Annotated in this window: 16 protein-coding genes; all 16 read left to right on the top strand. The window is 38.6% G+C overall.

Translation table 11 applies throughout. From position 1 onward, the window contains the following. Positions 1 to 14: 14 nt before the first annotated feature. The 16 genes from ACIQCO_RS05100 to ACIQCO_RS05175 all read left to right on the top strand — a co-directional run bounded on the left by ACIQCO_RS05100 (position 15) and on the right by ACIQCO_RS05175 (position 18,814). Positions 15 to 1,688, top strand: a complete 1,674-nt coding sequence (locus ACIQCO_RS05100) for a PucR family transcriptional regulator (RefSeq protein ID WP_400426496.1) — start codon at positions 15 to 17, stop codon at positions 1,686 to 1,688. Positions 1,689 to 1,744: 56 nt separating this feature from the next. Further along, positions 1,745 to 2,128: a RidA family protein gene (locus ACIQCO_RS05105; protein ID WP_400426497.1), complete on the top strand. Its 384-nt coding sequence runs from the start codon at positions 1,745 to 1,747 to the stop codon at positions 2,126 to 2,128. A gap of 162 nt (positions 2,129 to 2,290) precedes the next feature. Then, positions 2,291 to 3,517, top strand: a complete 1,227-nt coding sequence (gene allC, locus ACIQCO_RS05110; protein WP_400426498.1) for an allantoate deiminase — start codon at positions 2,291 to 2,293, stop codon at positions 3,515 to 3,517. Between the two features lie 27 nt (positions 3,518 to 3,544). Next, on the top strand, positions 3,545 to 4,309 hold the full coding sequence (gene allE, locus ACIQCO_RS05115) for a (S)-ureidoglycine aminohydrolase (RefSeq protein WP_400426499.1): 765 nt from the start codon (positions 3,545 to 3,547) through the stop codon (positions 4,307 to 4,309). A gap of 36 nt (positions 4,310 to 4,345) precedes the next feature. Next, positions 4,346 to 5,395, top strand: a complete 1,050-nt coding sequence (gene allD, locus ACIQCO_RS05120; RefSeq protein ID WP_400426500.1) for an ureidoglycolate dehydrogenase — start codon at positions 4,346 to 4,348, stop codon at positions 5,393 to 5,395. A 42-nt stretch (positions 5,396 to 5,437) separates the two neighbouring features. Continuing rightward, a complete protein-coding gene (gene allD / locus ACIQCO_RS05125; protein ID WP_400426501.1) occupies positions 5,438 to 6,487 on the top strand; it encodes an ureidoglycolate dehydrogenase in 1,050 nt (349 codons plus the stop codon). A 235-nt stretch (positions 6,488 to 6,722) separates the two neighbouring features. Further along, entirely contained in the window at positions 6,723 to 8,471 is a 1,749-nt protein-coding gene (gene fdrA, locus ACIQCO_RS05130; RefSeq protein ID WP_400426502.1) for an acyl-CoA synthetase FdrA, read from the top strand. A 53-nt stretch (positions 8,472 to 8,524) separates the two neighbouring features. Further along, the gene (locus ACIQCO_RS05135) at positions 8,525 to 9,805 is read left to right on the top strand and encodes a YlbE family protein (protein ID WP_400426503.1); all 1,281 of its coding nucleotides are present in this window, start codon (positions 8,525 to 8,527) and stop codon (positions 9,803 to 9,805) included. After that, positions 9,806 to 10,705: an oxamate carbamoyltransferase subunit AllH family protein gene (locus ACIQCO_RS05140; RefSeq protein ID WP_400426504.1), complete on the top strand. Its 900-nt coding sequence runs from the start codon at positions 9,806 to 9,808 to the stop codon at positions 10,703 to 10,705. Positions 10,706 to 10,735: 30 nt separating this feature from the next. Further along, positions 10,736 to 11,698, top strand: coding sequence for a carbamate kinase (gene arcC, locus ACIQCO_RS05145; protein WP_400426505.1), 963 nt, complete (start codon positions 10,736 to 10,738; stop codon positions 11,696 to 11,698). 94 nt (positions 11,699 to 11,792) lie between these two features. Beyond that, a complete protein-coding gene (locus ACIQCO_RS05150) occupies positions 11,793 to 12,935 on the top strand; it encodes a sensor histidine kinase (protein WP_400426506.1) in 1,143 nt (380 codons plus the stop codon). Further along, positions 12,925 to 13,629, top strand: a complete 705-nt coding sequence (locus tag ACIQCO_RS05155) for a response regulator transcription factor (RefSeq protein WP_400426507.1) — start codon at positions 12,925 to 12,927, stop codon at positions 13,627 to 13,629. The genes ACIQCO_RS05150 and ACIQCO_RS05155 overlap by 11 nt, the downstream gene beginning before the upstream one ends. A 101-nt stretch (positions 13,630 to 13,730) precedes the next feature. Then, positions 13,731 to 15,509: a LytS/YhcK type 5TM receptor domain-containing protein gene (locus ACIQCO_RS05160; protein ID WP_400426508.1), complete on the top strand. Its 1,779-nt coding sequence runs from the start codon at positions 13,731 to 13,733 to the stop codon at positions 15,507 to 15,509. Beyond that, complete coding sequence (locus ACIQCO_RS05165) at positions 15,502 to 16,233, top strand: LytR/AlgR family response regulator transcription factor (protein ID WP_400426509.1); 732 nt, start codon at positions 15,502 to 15,504, stop codon at positions 16,231 to 16,233. The genes ACIQCO_RS05160 and ACIQCO_RS05165 overlap by 8 nt, the downstream gene beginning before the upstream one ends. Positions 16,234 to 16,565: 332 nt before the next feature. Further along, entirely contained in the window at positions 16,566 to 17,864 is a 1,299-nt protein-coding gene (locus ACIQCO_RS05170) for an MFS transporter (protein WP_400426510.1), read from the top strand. A 347-nt stretch (positions 17,865 to 18,211) separates the two neighbouring features. Next, a complete protein-coding gene (locus ACIQCO_RS05175) occupies positions 18,212 to 18,814 on the top strand; it encodes a cell wall hydrolase (protein ID WP_400426511.1) in 603 nt (200 codons plus the stop codon). Positions 18,815 to 18,858: the final 44 nt, after the last annotated feature.

Here is an 18,858-nt window from a genome sequence, read left to right on the forward strand (position 1 = left end):
GGTTGCAGCAGCTTATGGAATTCAGAGTAAATGATTTGCTCCAAATTGCGTCTCTTAAAGATGCTGTAGTACTAAGCGGGCACAACTATTTAAACAAAGTAATTAAAGGTGCCACGATTATGGAAGCCCCCGACATTACTGACTGGTTGAAGGGCGGGGAATTAATTTTAACAAGTCTCTATCCTATCCGTTCTTTTGATAAAGAGGAGCAGCAGCAGTTTATTTCTCGTCTGGCGGAAAAAGGGGTAAGTGCACTGGTCATTAAAAATCACCGCTTTGTGACAGAAATTCCTGAAGTAATTGTAAGTGCCGGGGAAAAATCCGAGCTGCCCATTATCCAGCTTCCAAAAGAAATTCCTTATGTCGATGTTATGTATCCAGTTATGGGCGAAATCATGAATAATCAAGTAAAGAAACTCCAGTATTACAAGGAAATTCATGACCGTTTTACTGCATTATCGTTAGCGGATGAGGGACCTGATAAAATAATTGCTACGTTAGAGTTATTAATTGGAAATCCAGTAGCCCTATTTGACCGGAATTTCCATTGTATTTCATCTACGCTTCCCTCCCTGGCAATGTTTGAGATTGTTGAAAAAATCCCTTATTACAATCAAACAGAAGAAATAAAATTCCCGCATTATCGACAAGTTGTCAAATATCCTGAGCTGTCTGGCCAAAAGGGATATCAAATCGTCGTTCCAATCGAAACGATTAACCACATTAAAACATATCTGTTAATCGGAGAAACGAATAAACCTCTAGAAGAACTTGACTTTATCGCTGTTGAAAATGCAGCGACAGCTTTATCGCTGGAATTAGTGAAACAATTTGCCGTAGCAGAAGTAGACAAGAAATTTAAAAATGATTTAATCGGTGAAATAATTGAGGGGAAATACCAATCGAAGACAACGCTTTACCAAAATGCGAATTTAGTGGGTTGGAATTTAGAAGGATCCTTTGCAGTTGTATTGTTCAAGATCATCAAAAATAATGAAACACCTTCATCAAGGCTTAAAAATAAACGGGGATTAACCAACCAGCATGAGCCAATTGTATATGAAATTATTCACCGATATTTGCCAAATGGGATTATTGGAAATAAAAGCAGCCAGGTTATTGTGTTATGGAAAATAGAGGAAAGTAAGGAAAGTGAACGGAAGTGGATGCCGAGGATTAAAGAAACAGCAAAAAGCATCCAAGATTTACTGAAAAATCAAATAGGAGATTTCGTGGTACAGGTAGGGATTGGAAGCCTAGCTGAAAATATAGATGAAATTCCAATAAGTTATCAAAAATCCCAGGATGCTTTGGAACTGGGGGAGATTTTGAAAGGGAAAGAAGCCATTACGGCATTTTCTGAACTAGGGATATTTAGACTCCTTTGCCAATTTGATGATCCGACCCTTTTAAAACCATTTATTCCGTCTTCACTTCAAAAACTACTTCATTACTCGCAAGCAAATAAGAATGATTTGCTGGAAACATTAAAGACCTTTTTAGAATGTAATCAAAATGCTACGAAAGCGTCCCAAGTTTTATTTATACACCATAAAACGGCTGTTTATCGGTTAGATAGGATAAAAGAGATTACCGGGATGGATTTTGAAGACCCAGAGGAAATGTTATCCGTTCGAGTTGGTTTGAAGATAGTAGATCTTCTTGAACGAGAAAATAAAACACTTTGAATTGATTTTTTTCTTACTATTATACATTTACTATGATTTAGGATGGGGGAATTTACATGACTAGAAAAGCTTATACTGCAAAAAATGCTGTTGCTTCCGGACCATATTCACACGCGGTTGACGGTGGGGAATTTATTTTTTTATCGGGTCAAACAGCAATGAACACAGTCGGAGCTGAAAAGATGTCGGGCGATATTGGTGCACAGACAAAGCAGTGTTTTGCTAATTTATTCGATGTGTTAGAAGCGGGAAACCTTACACCAGATGATGTAGTAAAAGTAAATGTGTATTTGACGGATATGAAGAATTTTACAGCAATGAATGAGGTTTACAAAACATTCTTTGCAAATCCGTATCCTGCTAGAACATGTGTCGCTGTTTTAGCGCTGCCGCTTGGTGCAGAAGTAGAAATTGAATTAATTGCAAAGAGACCTAGCTAAATGTAGGCTTTCCTTTTTGTTATCTTTTCTAATTATCCACTTTGGACAAAAAGTCAGATCATCTTTATCCATTAGTCATAATGATATTTTGGCTGAAAATGCTTACACTAAAAGAGGAAAGAAATTTATATCTCTGTAAAATGTTTTTTGGGGGTAGATGCAATGGATGATTTACAAAAAGAAGTAGTTGAAAGACTTGAGTGGCTGGGGGGATATGGAAAAGATCCAGCTGGCGGAGTTTCACGTCTTCTATATTCAAAAGAGTGGACCCAAGCACAGCAAGCTTTAAAAGGCTGGATTGAAGAAGAAGGCCTTGAAGCCGGCTTTGATGAAATTGGCAATTTATTTGGGACGTTAAAAGGAAAAAATACGAATGAGACAGTTCTTACTGGTTCACACGTAGATACGGTTAAAAATGGCGGCTTATATGATGGCGCATATGGTGTAGTTGCTGGAATATTGGCATTAAAATATTTAAAACAAAAATATGGACAGCCACTACGTAACATTGAGGTAGTTTCCATGGCAGAAGAAGAGGGCAGCCGTTTCCCTTATGCTTTTTGGGGCTCTAAAAACATCGTAGGTATCGCTCGGCGCGAAGATGTTGAAACCATTACGGACTTTGAGGGAATTCCATTTGTTGAAGCAATGAAAGAATCAGGCTTTAATTTCAAGGATGATTCAAAAGCACCGCGCAATGATTTAAAAGCATTTGTTGAGCTTCATGTTGAACAAGGCAGCGTCTTAGAAACGGAAAAAATACCAGTAGCTGTTGTCAATAATATTGTTGGCCAAAGACGTTTTACTGTTGAAGTAAACGGTGAAGCAAACCATGCCGGTACAACTCCAATGGGATATCGGAAAGACGCACTCTATGCAGCAAGCCAAATGGTTTTTGAAATGATCACAATGGCCAGAGAAGTAGGAGACCCGCTTGTTACTACAGTTGGTAAGATTGAAGCACAGCCGAATATCGTGAATGTGGTGCCAGGAAAAGTGATTTTCACAATTGATGTCCGCCACACAGAAAAAGAGGCACTCGTATCATTTACAGACCAGTTAACTGCAAGAATAAACGATATTTCAAAAGAACATGGTGTTGAAACAACCATCGATATGTGGATGGATGCTGACCCAGTTCCAATGGATGCAACAGTAGTAGAATTGATTGAGAATCAATGTAAAGAAAACGGTTTGAATTACAAGGTAATGCACAGTGGTGCAGGGCATGACTCGCAAATTTTTGCCCCATTCGTACCTACGGCCATGCTATTTGTGCCTAGTCACAAAGGAATCAGCCATAATCCGGCTGAATATACAGAGCCTTCCGATTTAGCAGAAGGCGTTAAGGGTCTTATAGGTGCCCTATATGAATTAGGTTATAAATAAACTTTAAATATAGAGGAGAATTGAATCATGGGTTATCCAAAAGATTTACTATCAAGCAGATCAATTATTAAACACGGCTTATACGCGTTAATCGCACCTGGAGGTTTGGTAAATAATGTTGTCCCAGGATTTGAGAATTGCTCAATGTCTATTCTAGGATCACCAAAGCTTGGTGCAAGCTTTGTTGACTACATCATTACGATGCACGAAGGCGGAAAGAATAGCGAAGGTTTCTGCGGTCAAGAAGATGTAGAATCATTTGTCTATGTACTAGAGGGAAAAGTGAAAGCAACAGCAGGCGAAGAGGAGCATGTTCTTGAAGGCAGCGGCTATTTATATTGCCCGCCTGGAGTAAAAATGTATTTAGAAAACCTTGAAGCTGGTGACTCACGTGTATTCCTTTATAAGCAAAAATATAAACCGCTTGAAGGACGCAAGCCGTGGGTTGTTTCCGGACACGCAAATCAAATAGAATTCAGAGATTATGATGACATGCACAATGTTCATATTAAAGACCTTTTACCAGCAGAGCTTGACTTTGATATGAATTTCCATATTTTATCGTTTGACCCGGCAGCAAGTCATCCATTCATCGAAACTCATGTTCAAGAACACGGAGCATACTTATTGTCTGGTGAAGGTATGTACAATCTTGATAATGAATGGATTCCAGTTAAAAAAGGTGATTACATCTTTATGGGACCTTATGTTCATCAAGCGGCATACGCAGTTGGCAGAGAGCCATTAGCATACGTTTACTCTAAAGATTGCAACAGAGACGCTTCATTATAATTTACAACAAGTTTTTACTAAAAAGTAGGTGCCTAAATGAGAGTTACAAAAGAGAAATTAAAAGATCTAATCAAAACGAAGCTTCAAAAGGCAGGTCTTAAAGAGGAACATGCTGAAATTGCAGCAGATGTCCTTGTATTTGCTGATGAACGAGGTATTCATTCACACGGGGCAATGCGTGTGGAGTACTATGCAGAGAGAATTGCAAAGGGCGGAATAAATACAAATCCTGACTTTAAGTTTGAAAAAACAGGGCCTTGTTCGGCCGTTTTTCATGGTGATGGCGGGAATGGACATGCCGCTGCGAAACTGGCAATGGCAGAAGCCATCAATATGGCAAAAGAAAATGGTGTAGCAATCGTTGGGGTGAGAGATATCTCCCATAGCGGTGCAATCTCCTACTTTACCCATCAAGCAGCAGAAGCAGATTTAATTGGATTCTCTGTTTGCCAATCCGATCCGATGGTGGTCCCATTTGGCGGGGCAGAGCCTTATTATGGAACCAACCCAATTGCCTTTGCAGCACCAAGTAATGATGGAAGAAAAATCACGTTGGATATGGCGACTACGGTTCAAGCATGGGGGAAAATCCTTCATGCAAGATCAAAAAATGAGTCTATTCCCGATACATGGGCAGTGGATGAAAAGGGAGAACCAACTACAGATCCCCTTAAAGTAAGCGCGTTATTGCCAATATCCGGACCTAAGGGTTATGGCCTAGGAATGATGGTTGATGTATTATCTGGAATTCTTCTAGGACTTCCTTTTGGAAACAAGGTTTCTTCAATGTATGAGAATTTATCCGAATATCGTAAATTGGGTCAACTTCATATTGTGATTAACCCCGCATTCTTTACGGGTTTAATGAATTTCAAGCAAAATATTTCTAATACTATGGAAGATCTAAATCAGATTAAACCTGCAACAGGCTTTTCAAAAGTCCTGTATCCTGGGCAAAATAATGATGTAGTTATAGCAGAATACAAGGAAAAAGGGATTGAAATCGTTGATGATATTTATGAATATTTAATCTCTGATACCATCCATAACAATCAATATGATCACAAAAACCCATTTGCTGAATAGTTACATTTATAAAACCTACAATAACTAAAGAGGTGTTTAGGGATGAGGGTAACAAAAGAGCAATTAAAGGATTTAATTGTCACAAAGCTTCATAAAGCAGGTTTAACAGAGGATCATGCTGGTATTGTAGCGGATGTACTTGTTCATGCTGATGCACGAGGATATCACTCACATGGGGCTATGCGGGTAGAGTATTACGCTGAAAGAATTGCAAAGGGTGGTACAACTCATAATCCTAATTTTGAGTTTACGAAAACAGGCCCATGCACAGCGATTTTCGACGGTGATAATGGAGCAGGTCAAGTTGTGGCCAAATTAGGGATGGACGAAGCGATTAAAATGGCTAAGGAAAATGGAGTTGCTATTGTAGGTATGAGACGCTTGGGACATAGTGGTGCCCTATCATACTTTGTACAACAAGCTGCTGATAAAGACTTGGTTGCGATTTCCCTTTGTCAATCTGACCCAATGGCAGTACCATTTGGTGGAGCTGAGCCTTATTATGGTACGAACCCTATTGCATTTGCGGCTCCTGGAAAGAATGGAGAACATATTATTATCGATATGGCAACAACCGTTCAGGCATGGGGGAAAATTCTTGATGCCAGATCCAAAAACAAACCAATTGCTGAAGGCTGGGCTGTAGACAGCAATGGCGAAAATACAACAGATCCATTTAAAGTCAATGCGTTGTTACCAATCGCTGGTCCAAAAGGATACGGGCTAATGATGATGGTTGACGTATTATCCGGAATCCTGTTAGGCCTTCCATTCGGAAATAAGGTAAGTTCGATGTATCATGATTTAACTGAAGGTAGAAATCTTGGTCAGCTGCATATTGTCATTGATCCAGAACGTTTTGCAGGAATTAATGCTTTTAAAGAAAGTGTTGCTCAAGCAATGAAAGATCTGAATGATATTAAGCCAGCTACAGGATTTGATAAAGTTTACTATCCTGGACAAAGAAGTGCAGAAAGAGAAAATAAATCTGAAAAAGACGGTATTGAAATCGTCGATCATATTTACGAATATTTAACGTCAGATGTTGTTCACAACAACGCTTATGATAATAAAAGCCCTTTTGCAAAATAATCGTAAATAATTTCTTTTAAAAGGGCGGCTTCCAATTATAGCCGCTCTTTTAAATTGGTTAAAGAGTGAAAATTCATAAGAGTATAACTAAAATTGTTTTAACGAATTTTTAATGTATAGGCACTGTTTTTTATTACATTGCAAGGGAAAAAAACATACCATTACAGAGGAACAAATGATTTAAATTACCGCTTGTAATGGAAGCGAAAAATAAATTAAAGAGGTGCATTCATTAATGCTTTATACGATTATCAAAGAGAATTCCTACCAGGATTCAGTAAACCTGATGCTTCTCACCAATAAAATTTCTACTATGGACGGGATTAACAAAGTCCAAATTATGATGGGTACTCCTGCCAATAAAGATATCTTCAAAACATCCGGCCTTTATACTGAAGAGCTTGGAAAAGCTGCTGCCAATGATATGTGTATTGTTGTTGATACAGATTCAGAAGAAAAAATTCAAGAAGTTCTTGACGAGGTTGATCAATATTTAAACAATCAAGCAATTGCAGGAAGCAAGGAAGAATTCGAAACAGTACGTACATGGGATAAGGCACTTAAAGCTTTACCAAATGCAAATATTGCGCTTATTTCTACTCCAGGTCAATATGCGGCTGAAGAAGCTGAGAAAGCACTTGACAATGACATGCATGTCTTAATCTTTAGTGATAACGTGTCAATTGAAGATGAGCGCCGTATTAAAGAAAAGGCGCATGAAAAAGGCCTTCTTGTTATGGGTCCTGACTGTGGTACTGAAATTGTCTCCGGTGTACCGCTTGCATTTGCAAACGTTGTAAAGCAAGGGAATATTGGTATTGTTGGGGCTTCCGGAACTGGTATTCAGGAAGTAACAGTTCAAATCGACCGTCTTGGCGGCGGTGTTACTCACGCAATTGGTACAGGTGGCCGCGACCTTTCTGATAAAATTGGCGCGATTACTATGCTAGATGCAATCAGAGGTTTAGCAAACCATAGCCAAACAGAAGTAATCACACTTATTTCTAAGCCGCCTGCTAAAGAAGTACGTGATGAGGTTGTTCAATTACTTCAAAGCGTTTCAAAACCAGTTGTTGCGATTTTCCTTGGCGAAGAGCCTCATGCACATGAAGGAAATATTTATTATGCAAATACACTTGAAGAAACGGCTGCAATCTCAGTAGATTTAGCAAAAGGAAATGCTGTTAAAGCGAACTATTATCAAGCAACTCTTGATGTGCCGGCAGTAAACTTAAAGCCTGAACAAAAAACAATTAAGGGACTTTATTCCGGCGGAACGCTTGGATATGAAGCAGCAACACTTATTAGCAGAGGTCTTGGACTTGGAAAAAGCGAACATCATGAGGATGGATATCTATTAAACGCAAATGGCTTTGAAGTAGCTGACCTAGGTGATGATATTTACACACAAGGTAAACCACACCCAATGATTGACCCTAATACAAGAATTGAATTCTTCCAAAAAGCAGCGCAGGATGAGCAAACAGCGATTATCCTATTCGATGTTGTTCTTGGTTACGGTTCACATGAAGATATGGCAGGCGCGTTACTTCCTGGTATTGAAAAAATTCAAAAAGCGGCACAGGAAAACGGCAGAAATATTTACTTTATTGCGACTGTATGTGGAACAGATCAAGATCCACAAAACATTCAAGAACAAAAATCAAAACTTGAAAAAGCTGGGGTTATTTTAAGAGACAGTAATAACCAAGCAATTCGCACCGCTTTAGCGATGCTTGATATCAAAGTTGAAGAAGCAGATAAAGAAGTTGTTCCTGCAAAAGCTGAGGCTGCAAAAGCTGAAATCAGCGTTTCTTCAGCAATTGAAAAATTCCTGAACGAAAAGCCAAGCGTGATCAACGTAGGTTTAAAGAAATTCACAGAATCTATTACAGCTAACGGCGGGAGAGCTGTTCAATTCGACTGGCGTCCAGTAGCCGGTGGTAATGAAAGAATGCGCAAAGTCTTAAGCGTACTTCGCTAAACCAAAGGCTAAACGAATTTGCACTAACATTGAATTTTCAGGAGGAAAGCATAATGTACGGACAATTTAAAACACTTGATGAAGCAAACCGAGCGGTTATCGATAAAGTTGTATCAGGCGCACCATTTTTAACGGATGTTGTTCCAGCTAAATCTGTTATTAAAGAATTAAATGGCAAAGTATTACTACATGCAGGACCACCTATTAAATGGGAAAACATGACAAGTCCGATGCAAGGATCATGTGTAGGAGCTACCCTTTTTGAGGGATGGGCATCGAACGCTGATGAAGCATTTGCAATGCTTAAAAATGGCGAAATTGAATTCATTCCATGTCACCATGTTGATGCGGTCGGCCCAATGGGTGGAATTACATCCGGGAACATGCCTGTGCTTGTTGTAGAAAATCGTGACAGCAGCAACCGCGCGTATTGCACAATGAATGAAGGAATTGGAGCAGTTCTACGTTTCGGAGCTTATTCTGAGGAAGTAATAAACCGACTAGGATGGTTCAGAGATATTCTTGGACCAACACTATCTAAGGCAATTAAAGTTAAAGGTGACGGATTAAACGTTAACGTTATGATGGCAAAAGCAATTACAATGGGTGATGAGTTCCACCAACGTAACATTGCTGGTTCTCTTATTTTCTTAAAAGAAATCGTTCCATATATTTTACAAACGGATGTTGCTGATAAAGACAAACAAGATGTTATTCAATTCTTAGCAGATACAGATCAATATTTCTTAAATATTGCAATGGCTTCAACGAAAGCAGTAATGGATTCAGCAAGACAAATCCAGCATGGTACTGTTGTAACAGCAATGTGCCGTAACGGTTATGAGTTCGGAATCCGTATTGCAGGTATGGGTGATCAATGGTTTACAGCACCTGTTAATACACCACAAGGTCTATTCTTTACTGGATATGATCAAAACATGGCTTGCCCTGACATGGGTGACAGTGCAATCACTGAAACATTCGGTGTCGGTGGTTTTGCAATGATCGCTGCTCCTGGTGTTACACGCTTCGTAGGTGCTGGCGGTATGGACGATGCAGTTAAAACAAGCAATGATATGATGGAAATTTGTATTGACCATAACTCAAACTTCTCCATTCCAACTTGGGATTTCAAAGGTTCTTGTCTTGGAATTGATGCAAGAAAAGTTGTTGAAACTGGAATCGAGCCTGTTATCAACACTGGTATTGCTCATAAAGAAGCAGGTGTAGGACAAATCGGTGCAGGTACTGTTCGTGCTCCATTAGCTTGCTTTGAAAAAGCAATCGATGCTTACGCAGTTAAACTTGGCTTAATTGAACCAGCAGCAGAATAAATGAAGAAGAGTACTCTTTTTGGAGAGGAATATAGTGATCTAATTCCTCTCCTTCTTTCTAAAAAGGGCAATGGTCAGGTTCATAGTATTTTTAAAAATGGCTTCAATATTAAAATGGAGGATTCTCTCGTTTTTATTGGCAATAAAAAAAACGGGCTGCTTCCATTTGGGATTCATCTTCTAGAAGAAGATACTTTAAGGGCCGTTTCAGTCGTAAATAATGGAGAAACCGTTTTCTGGAATCCGAGAACGAATTCTTTGGAATTTTCAAGCCTTTCAATCAGCCTGGAAAAGGGTCACCGTTTTAAAAATGAGTTAACCTCTTTAAAAAACAACCAGGTCTTCGATATCAGTTTTGAAAAACTTTGCTCGCAGTTAACCACTGTGGAAGAATTATCAGGGTTGGATGTTGATATCAATCAATTTTTACAAAGGTTTAATGATATCGGCGAAAAGAAGTGGTTCGCACCTGAATCCTATTTGGTTATGCTGATTGAAGTGGTAATGTCGAGTGACCATTATCTAATTGAGAAAACTCTTAGGTTTTTCCTTGGCAGGGGAAAAGGTCTGACCCCATCAGGTGACGACTTGATTGTCGGGTTACTAGCTTTTGATGCCACTTCCCATTTTATTTCTGCACTATTTTACCAACAGCTTTCAGAGCTGCTGGAGAGTGAACCAATCACAACGGATGTGAGCAGGGAATACTTACGGTATGCGATTCGGCATGAATTTGGCTCAACCGTTACCGAGTTGGTGAACGCACTTGCCAGTGGTGATGATTCTACTTTCAATAAGGCCTTTCAGAACTTGCTTGAAGTCGGCCACAGTTCGGGATTGGATACACTATTCGGTATTCTTATCGGGATGCTGGCCTTTAAAAACCCAAATGAACAATAAAATTATATTACAACATTGGAGAGATGTTACATGAGTAAAATTGTCCTAGCTATCGGCGGCAATGCAATTATTAAAGAAGGACAAAAGGGTTCGATTGAAGAACAACAGAAAAATATTAATGAAAGCTGTGAACCTGTCCTCGGGTTAATCGAACAGGGCCACACAGTTGTTATCACTCACGGAAATGGACCACAAGTTGGCAATACGTTAATTAAAACTAAAATGGCTGAATCAGTCGTTCCAGCTTATCCTTTAGATGTGTGTGATGCGGAAACTCAAGGCAACTTGGGGTATTTAATTCAGCAGGCATTTAGAAATAAAATGGTTGAGCGTAATATCAGTAAGACAGTTGCAACCGTTGTTACACAAGCAATTGTTTCTAAAGATGATCCCGCTTTTGAAACTCCTACTAAACCAATTGGACCATTTTATTCTAAGGAAGAAATGGAAGAAATACTTAAAACTGAAAAGCTAACTTTTATCGAAGACAGCGGTAGAGGATACAGACGTGTAGTGGCTTCTCCGAAGCCAATCAAAATTGTTGAAAAAGAGGCAATTGAAGCGCTGCTTGAGAAGGACATTACCGTTATTACTGCTGGCGGCGGCGGAATTCCTGTTATCGAGAATAACGGTATGCTTAAAGGGACGGAAGCTGTCATCGATAAAGACTTTGCAAGTGCACTGCTTGCTGCTGAAATCAATGCAGATTATTTATTTATCTTAACGGGTGTGGAACAAGTTGCCATTCATTTTGGCAAACCACAGCAACAAAATTTATTAGAAATGACAGCTGATGATGCACTACGCTATATGGATGAAGGTCATTTTCCAAAGGGAAGTATGGGGCCGAAAATTGAGGCAGCCGTTTTATTCCTGCAAAAAGGCGGAAAGAACGTTATCATTACATCGATTGATAAACTTCAGGATGCTCTTCAAGGAAAAACTGGAACACGTATCGTAATGAAAAGTGAAGCAGCAGTAACAAATAACTAAACTACTATTTAGCCCCTGTATGTAAAAAACATATAGGGGTTTTTAATAATCATGGTCGTCGGAGAGAATTTTTAGGATAGGAGGCAACTAATAAATGAAGGAGTCAGAAGTACAATTTGCAATGATGAATAAAGGAAAATTCAATTTTGAGGAAGATAAGGACCAGCATGCCCGGCTGCATGCTGTATTAAAAAGTATGTCTGAAGGAATTATCCTAGTTGATAACAATAAAAATATTGTTTACCAAAATGAATTTGTTACTAGTCATCTTTTTAGCGGAATTGGGTCAGATAGCCTTAAAACAGAAGTAGATTTAATTGCTTTCATCCAAAAGGTAAGTGTTTCGAAAAATAATAAAGTGGATGAGTTATTACAATCAGAGGATATAACATTAAAACTGACGCTTGAGTTTGAGAATCAGCTAAAATATATTATGTTGAACAAATTTAGTGTGTATTCTGAAACAGGCTTTATTGGTAATGGCTATTTACTTCGTGACATTACGAAAGAGGAAGAGATTGACCAGCTAAAGAGCAATTTAATTACGATCGCCAGCCATGAATTTAAGACACCGATTACGAGCATCCGCGGCAGCGTGGAAACGCTAATGAGGCGGGATGCGGACTGGGATGAAGACTTCAAAGTGGAGCTTTTACAGGGAATCCATGAAGATATTTTGCATCTGCAGGATTTAATTTCTGTCTGGTTCGATATCAAGAAAATCGAAATGGGAACCATGTCTTTAAATAAGGGTTATTTTCCAATTTCACAGTTGATTTCCAATACGTTAGATCAACTGCCCCGTGAAATTGGTAATAAGGTCCGGTATGATCAAAGTAATAGTTCACAGATTCCATTGCTTTATGGAGATAAAAAGCGTCTTCAACAAGTGCTGCTAAATTTAATTATGAACGGACTTGTGCACAATGACTTACCTGAGAAACAGGTTTTATTAACTGTGGAGGCAGGGCCCCATGATGTATTTATTCATGTTAAGGATAACGGAATTGGGATTTCAAAGGAACTTTGCAAAAAAATCTTTGATCGTTTCTATAGGGTCGACAATTCGCCGCAGCGGAAAACGGGAGGAACGGGCCTCGGTCTATCGATTTGCCTTGGATTAATGAAAGAGCATAAGGGTGATATACTAGTAGAAAGTGAACCCGGAAAGGGAAGTATTTTTACGATGAAGCTCCCGATTAACGAGGAAGATCTAGGAGGTATTTATGAATCATAAAATTGCAATCGTAGATGACGAACCAAAAATTGTCCGATTCATAAAGGCCAATTTACTCTCTCTTGGATATAAAGTAGAAACGTTTTCAGATGGTGAACAGTTTCTTGATCATTTTGACCTGCATGAACTTGATTTAGTCCTGCTTGATGTTATGATGCCGAACATGGATGGGTTCACCGTTCTTGAAAGACTGCGGAAATTTTCAAACGTTCCGGTCATTATCTTAACAGCACGCAGTAATTCTAACGATTTAGTGGAAGGCTTTGAACTTGGGGCCGATGATTATTTAACAAAGCCCTTCTCGCTTGAAGAGCTATTTGCCAGAGTGAAGGCCGTATTACGCAGAACATCGCATCTCGAACAGACCGTTCACGAGGACAAAAAGATTACCATAGGCAAAATTAATATAAATCTTGCACAAAAACGCGTGTTTGTGGATGAGAAAGAAATGCGCTTTACCAATACGGAATATTTGATTCTAGAGCAGCTTACCATTCATGCCGACAAAATTGTCAGTCATGAACAAATTCTCGTGTCGGTTTGGGGAGCTGAGTACCGAGATGAAGTGGAGTACCTGCGTGTAGCGATTGCGAGAATTCGGAAAAAGCTGAAGGATGCTGGCTGCAAGGATATTTCTAAAATTATTCGTACCTATCCTGGTATTGGGTACTCCCTTATAACAACGGAAAAGTAAAAAAGACGGCAAGTGCCGTCTTTTATGGAAAAGGGCAGCTTGGCACCAAAACACCGCATTTATTAAGTTAGTTAGGAATTTGAAAAATAGGAGAAGTTTCCATGTTAGATCTAATAAGCCAGCTGATTTGGCGGATGTGCATGATTGTTACGATAGCATTCTTAATTACCCGGCTATATCTCTTTAGGCAAATGATTTACCAGCACTTAAGCTGGAAAGGTAAAATTGTGATGATTTTTGTATTTGGTTTATTTGGAATAATAGGGAATTATACAGGGATAGAAATCCATCCCGATGTTTCAAAAATACCATCTGGAGATGTGGCGCATAATCTGGAATCCTTTAAGGCAATTGCGGATACTCGTAATATCGGAGTAATTATTGGCGGGCTTTTTGGCGGCCCAGCAGTCGGATTGGGTGCTGGAATTATCGCAGGCGGACATCGATATCTTTTAGGCGGATTTATTAATACGGCCACTTTTATTCTGACGGTATTAGGTGGATTAACAGCGGGTTGGATCAATCGGAAAATTACCATTAAAGAACGAATGCAGCCGACGCTTATTTTATTGATAAGTGTATTAATCTTATTCCTGCAAATTATTTTAATCCCTGTCTTTACGAAATCCCATAACGTGGCTTTATTATTAATTCAATTCACTGGCTTACCGATTATCATTGTAAATGGAATTGGAATTTGGATCTGTGCATTAATCTTCTATAATGTGGTTCGCGAAGAAGAAAAAGTAAAGGCAATTCAAACCCAAAAGGCATTATTTATCGCAAATAAAACATTGCCATTTTTTCGTAGAGGGTTCAATGTGTTCTCATGCGAAAAGGTAGCACAAATACTATGTACATATACAAAGGCTGATTCTGTAGCCATTACGGATTTAACTGATGTTTTAACCCATGTTGGTGAAGGGAAAGAATATGGACACTTACTGCGGAACGCTGATCAAGACGCAGTAAAAGAGGTACTCCAAAAAGGGGAAATACATACCTTAAAGTCGATTAGCTTGAAAAATAGTAATTGTCCATTGAAAGCGGTCATTATTGTCCCATTAGTAGTGGGCGAAAAACCTGTAGGTACATTAAAATTATATTATAAAAAGCCATTTAAAATGAATGAAGCGGAGTTAGAATTAGCGGAAGGATTACTCATGTTGTTTTCAACCCAGTTAGAAATAGGGGATGCTGAACGGCATAAAGAATTGCTGCAAAATGCAAAAATTAAAGCATTACAAGCCCAAATTCACCCTCATTTTCTTTTTAATTCAATTAATGTGATTTCCGCTCTTTGCAAAAGAGACCCATTGTTTGCGAGATCGCTGCTCCTTCACTTAAGTACTTTTCTTCGCAATAATACGAGTGCGGCAAGTCAGACTTTAATCCCAATTGAGAAGGAGATGGAGACTCTAAATGCTTATTTTATTTTAGTACAAGCACGTTTTCCAGAGCGTTTTACCATTAAAACTACGGTACATCCAAGAGTTAAGAAGGCACTAATCCCTCCTTTCACCATTCAACCTCTTGTTGAAAACGCAATTGTTCATGGATTTTCACAACGACGTAAACAGGAAACTATTGAAATTATGATAGACATTAAAGAAGAAAGCTTCCTTAGACTATTAATTAAAGATAATGGTCGAGGAATTCCTAGCAAAATGCTGAAGTTTATTGGCAGCGAAACCATTCCTTCAAATAAAGGGGCGGGGATAGCGATACAAAATATTAGGGAGAGGCTATCATTAGTGTTTGGTTCAGAAGCTTTTTTTTCTATAGACAGCCAGGTTAACAGTGGAACAAACATTACAATCATTGTTCCCCTCCAATATGAAAGGAAGGAAGAGTCTAGTGATAAGAGCTTTCTTGGTTGAGGATGAGTTGTTTGCCAGAGAAGACCTTAAGGACATACTTTTACAAAGTAATAAAATTGAGGTCGTTGGAGAAGCAGATGAAATAGATCAAGCCATTTTGAAGATTCATCAATTGGAGCCCGAAGTAATTTTTTTAGACATTCATTTGGCAAATGGAAATGGGATTGAATTAGCTCATCAACTCCGTTCATTAAAGAATCCGCCATTCATTGTTTTTGCAACTGCGTTCGAAGAATATGCAATCAAAGCTTTCGAGCTTGATGCCGTCGATTATATTTTAAAACCGTTTGACGAAAAAAGAATTGAACAAACAATTGAAAGAATAGTGGAGTGGCATCAATTAAAAAAAGAAGACGGCCAATCAAAGCCAGTTAAAGAAGTGAAACCGAGCCTTAAAATAAATAGGCTAGCTGTCGTTAAAGATGAGCGGATTATCTTGGTAGATTTCGAAAACATTCTATATTTCGGAACAGAAAATCGCCAAGTATTTGTAAAAACTGTAAATGATAAATACGTCATAGATACAAATCTATATGAAATAGAACAAAAGTTAGAAAATCATTCTTTTCTGAGAGTACATCGTGGCTATATTATCAACCTTAAATATGTGAGTGAAATAGAACAATGGTTTAATGGCACTTATAATATAATTTTTTGTGATCAATCGAAAGTTCCAGTTAGCCGCTCCTATGCCAAAACCGTTCGCCAATACTTAGGTTTTTAACCAATCCTTAAAAAAAACTGGCGGTTTCGCCAGTTTTTTATTTTATCTTTATATTTAAATGGAAAGGTTAACGTTTTTTTAACCCCCTTTTAACGTTTTTTTAACTTTACTCACTGCAATTCGTATGTATTTGAAGACGTTTTATATCTAATTATGTTCATTTCGTGACGAATATAACAAAATGTCCAACCATTTATATATCATGAAATCAGGGAATAGTTAAAAAACCTTTTCGAATAGATGAGAGGTTAGAATTTATAGTTATTCCTGAGAAAATGAAATCGCTTTATTTTTAGACTCAAATCTACGAAGTTATTTAAGGGGGTAATTTGGTGAGTGACTTATCTCAAGTACAGCCAAAGAAAAAATGGAAAGTTCGCTATTCAATTTTATTAGTCCTATGGTTATGTTGGTTATTTTCATTTCTAGATCGGATGGTTATTACGATTGCCCTGCCATTTATCGGAGACGACCTTAACTTAAATAAGACAGCTCAAGGATTATTATTAAGTATGTTCTTTGCTGGCTACGCATTGTTCCAGATTCCCGGCGGGATGTTATCAGATAAATTTGGTTTCCGTCGGATAGTAAGTGTTGCAATTGTTTGGTGGTCTATTTTTACATCATTAACAGGATTAATTTTCTCTTATCCTTTGTTCTTATTGGTTCGTTTTGTCTTCGGTTTAGGTGAAGCCTGTTTACCGGGGGGATCATACAAAGCAATTGCTACCTACTTCCCGAGTAAGCAGCGCGGTACAGCCACAGGGATTCAATCTACCGTAAATACGCTGGGACCGGCAATAGCAGCGGTTGTGGCAGCAGCAATCATCGGGTTGTATGGATGGCGTGTTGTCTTTATCGTAATGGGGATTCCAGGAATAGCAGCCGGTATTTATATCTGGTTCAAGTTTAAAGATAATCCAAAAGATCATCCTAAAATAACCAAAGAGGAACTTGCAGAGCTAGACGAAGATGATGTGGTGGAGAAGGCTTCTGGGAAAAAGAAATCTGATGTATCTTTCAAAGAACTATTAAAAAAGCCAATTTTATGGCAAATGGCACTTATTTGGTTCTTCTTTGATATTACGTTTTGGGGCTTTACCTCATGGCTTCCATCTTACCTGATTAACGAAAAAGGTCTCTCTTTAATGAAGACAGGTGTCTATAGTGCATTACCGTATTTAGTAGGAACAGTTGCAATCGTTCTAGGAGGGTATATATCCGATAGAATGAAAGGAAATCGAAAATGGGTATTTATCCCGAACGCATTAGCTGGAGGTTTAGCATTATTTTTAATGTTCCAGGCTTCGTCCTTAACTATGGTAATCATTTACCAATGTCTTGCAGCATTCTTTATGTTCCTAGCCCAAGGGGGATTCTGGGCGCTGGTCGTTGACAGTCTGCCTGCAAAAATTATGGCATCCGGTTCAGCAACAGTTAACTGTTTAGGATCGATTGCAGGTTTCATTTCTCCATTCTTAATGGGTTACATGATTGATTCAACCGGCTCATTCAATTCATCATTCATTATGATGATTGTGGCTCTAGTAATAGCAGCCGGTATCGCGCTTACTATTTCTGGGAAGTCAAAAGAGGAACCAGTAAATTTAGCCCCTAAACTTGGCGCTTAATAAATAGAAAGTGGAAATAATAGGAAAGGCCTGCCCCTGCTGCATTAACGAATGATGCAGAGAGGGACAGGTCTTTATTTATTTTAAGGATATAGTGGAAAAGTCCAACAAAAATTTGTATTACAGCCATGAAACGCGATGTAATAATTGTACCTTTACTATCCACGTGTGTAACTTTTAGGAAAAAAACAGCCAATGGTTATTACTACCAATTGATAGAGAAATGCCTTCATGATGGGCGCTAGTTTAGTTGATTTATACTTCCCATTTATTGGGCGATGAATAAGAGTGTTACAACTGATAGCCTTAGTAGTAGGGAAACGAGATAACAAATTGGAGGTAATAAAATGAATAAACTTAAAAAACTAGTAATCACAACGGGATTAATCCTATCAATGTCAGCATTTACGTTAAACGGAATGACTGAAGCAGCAACGACTACTCATAAGGTGCAATCAGGTGATTCGTATTATAAAATTGCTGCCAAATTCGGCGTTCCAGTTAATAGTTTAATGAAAGCAAACAATGCAGCTAGCAGTGCACTTAATGTTGGTCAAAATCTAGTAATCCCAAATTCTACTGTTACTGCAGCAGAAAAAGACTTAATGGCACGTCTTGTCCATGCAGAGGCTAAGGGCGAACCATATGCAGGGAAAGTAGCGGTTGCTACCGTCATTCTTAACCGTGTAGCAAGCAAAGATTTTCCGAATACGATAAACGGTGTTATTTATGAAAAGTCTAACGGCTATTATGCTTTTACACCAGTTCAAAATGGCGCGATTAACCAGCCGGCTGATGCCTCGTCAAAACAAGCGGTAAATGAAGCATTGGCTTTTAAAGGCCAAGGCAACGGCTCATTATTCTTCTTTAATCCAAAAACAGCTGTAAGTAAGTGGATTTTCTCTCGTGAAGTAACGGTAACAATCGGAAACCACCGTTTCGCGAAATAATACTATTAACATGCCAAGGAAATTAAAATTTATACAAAAAAGCA

It is taken from the genome of Neobacillus sp. NPDC093127 (genome assembly GCF_044754175.1).
In the GTDB taxonomy this organism is placed as follows: Bacteria; Bacillota; Bacilli; order Bacillales; family Cytobacillaceae; genus Neobacillus.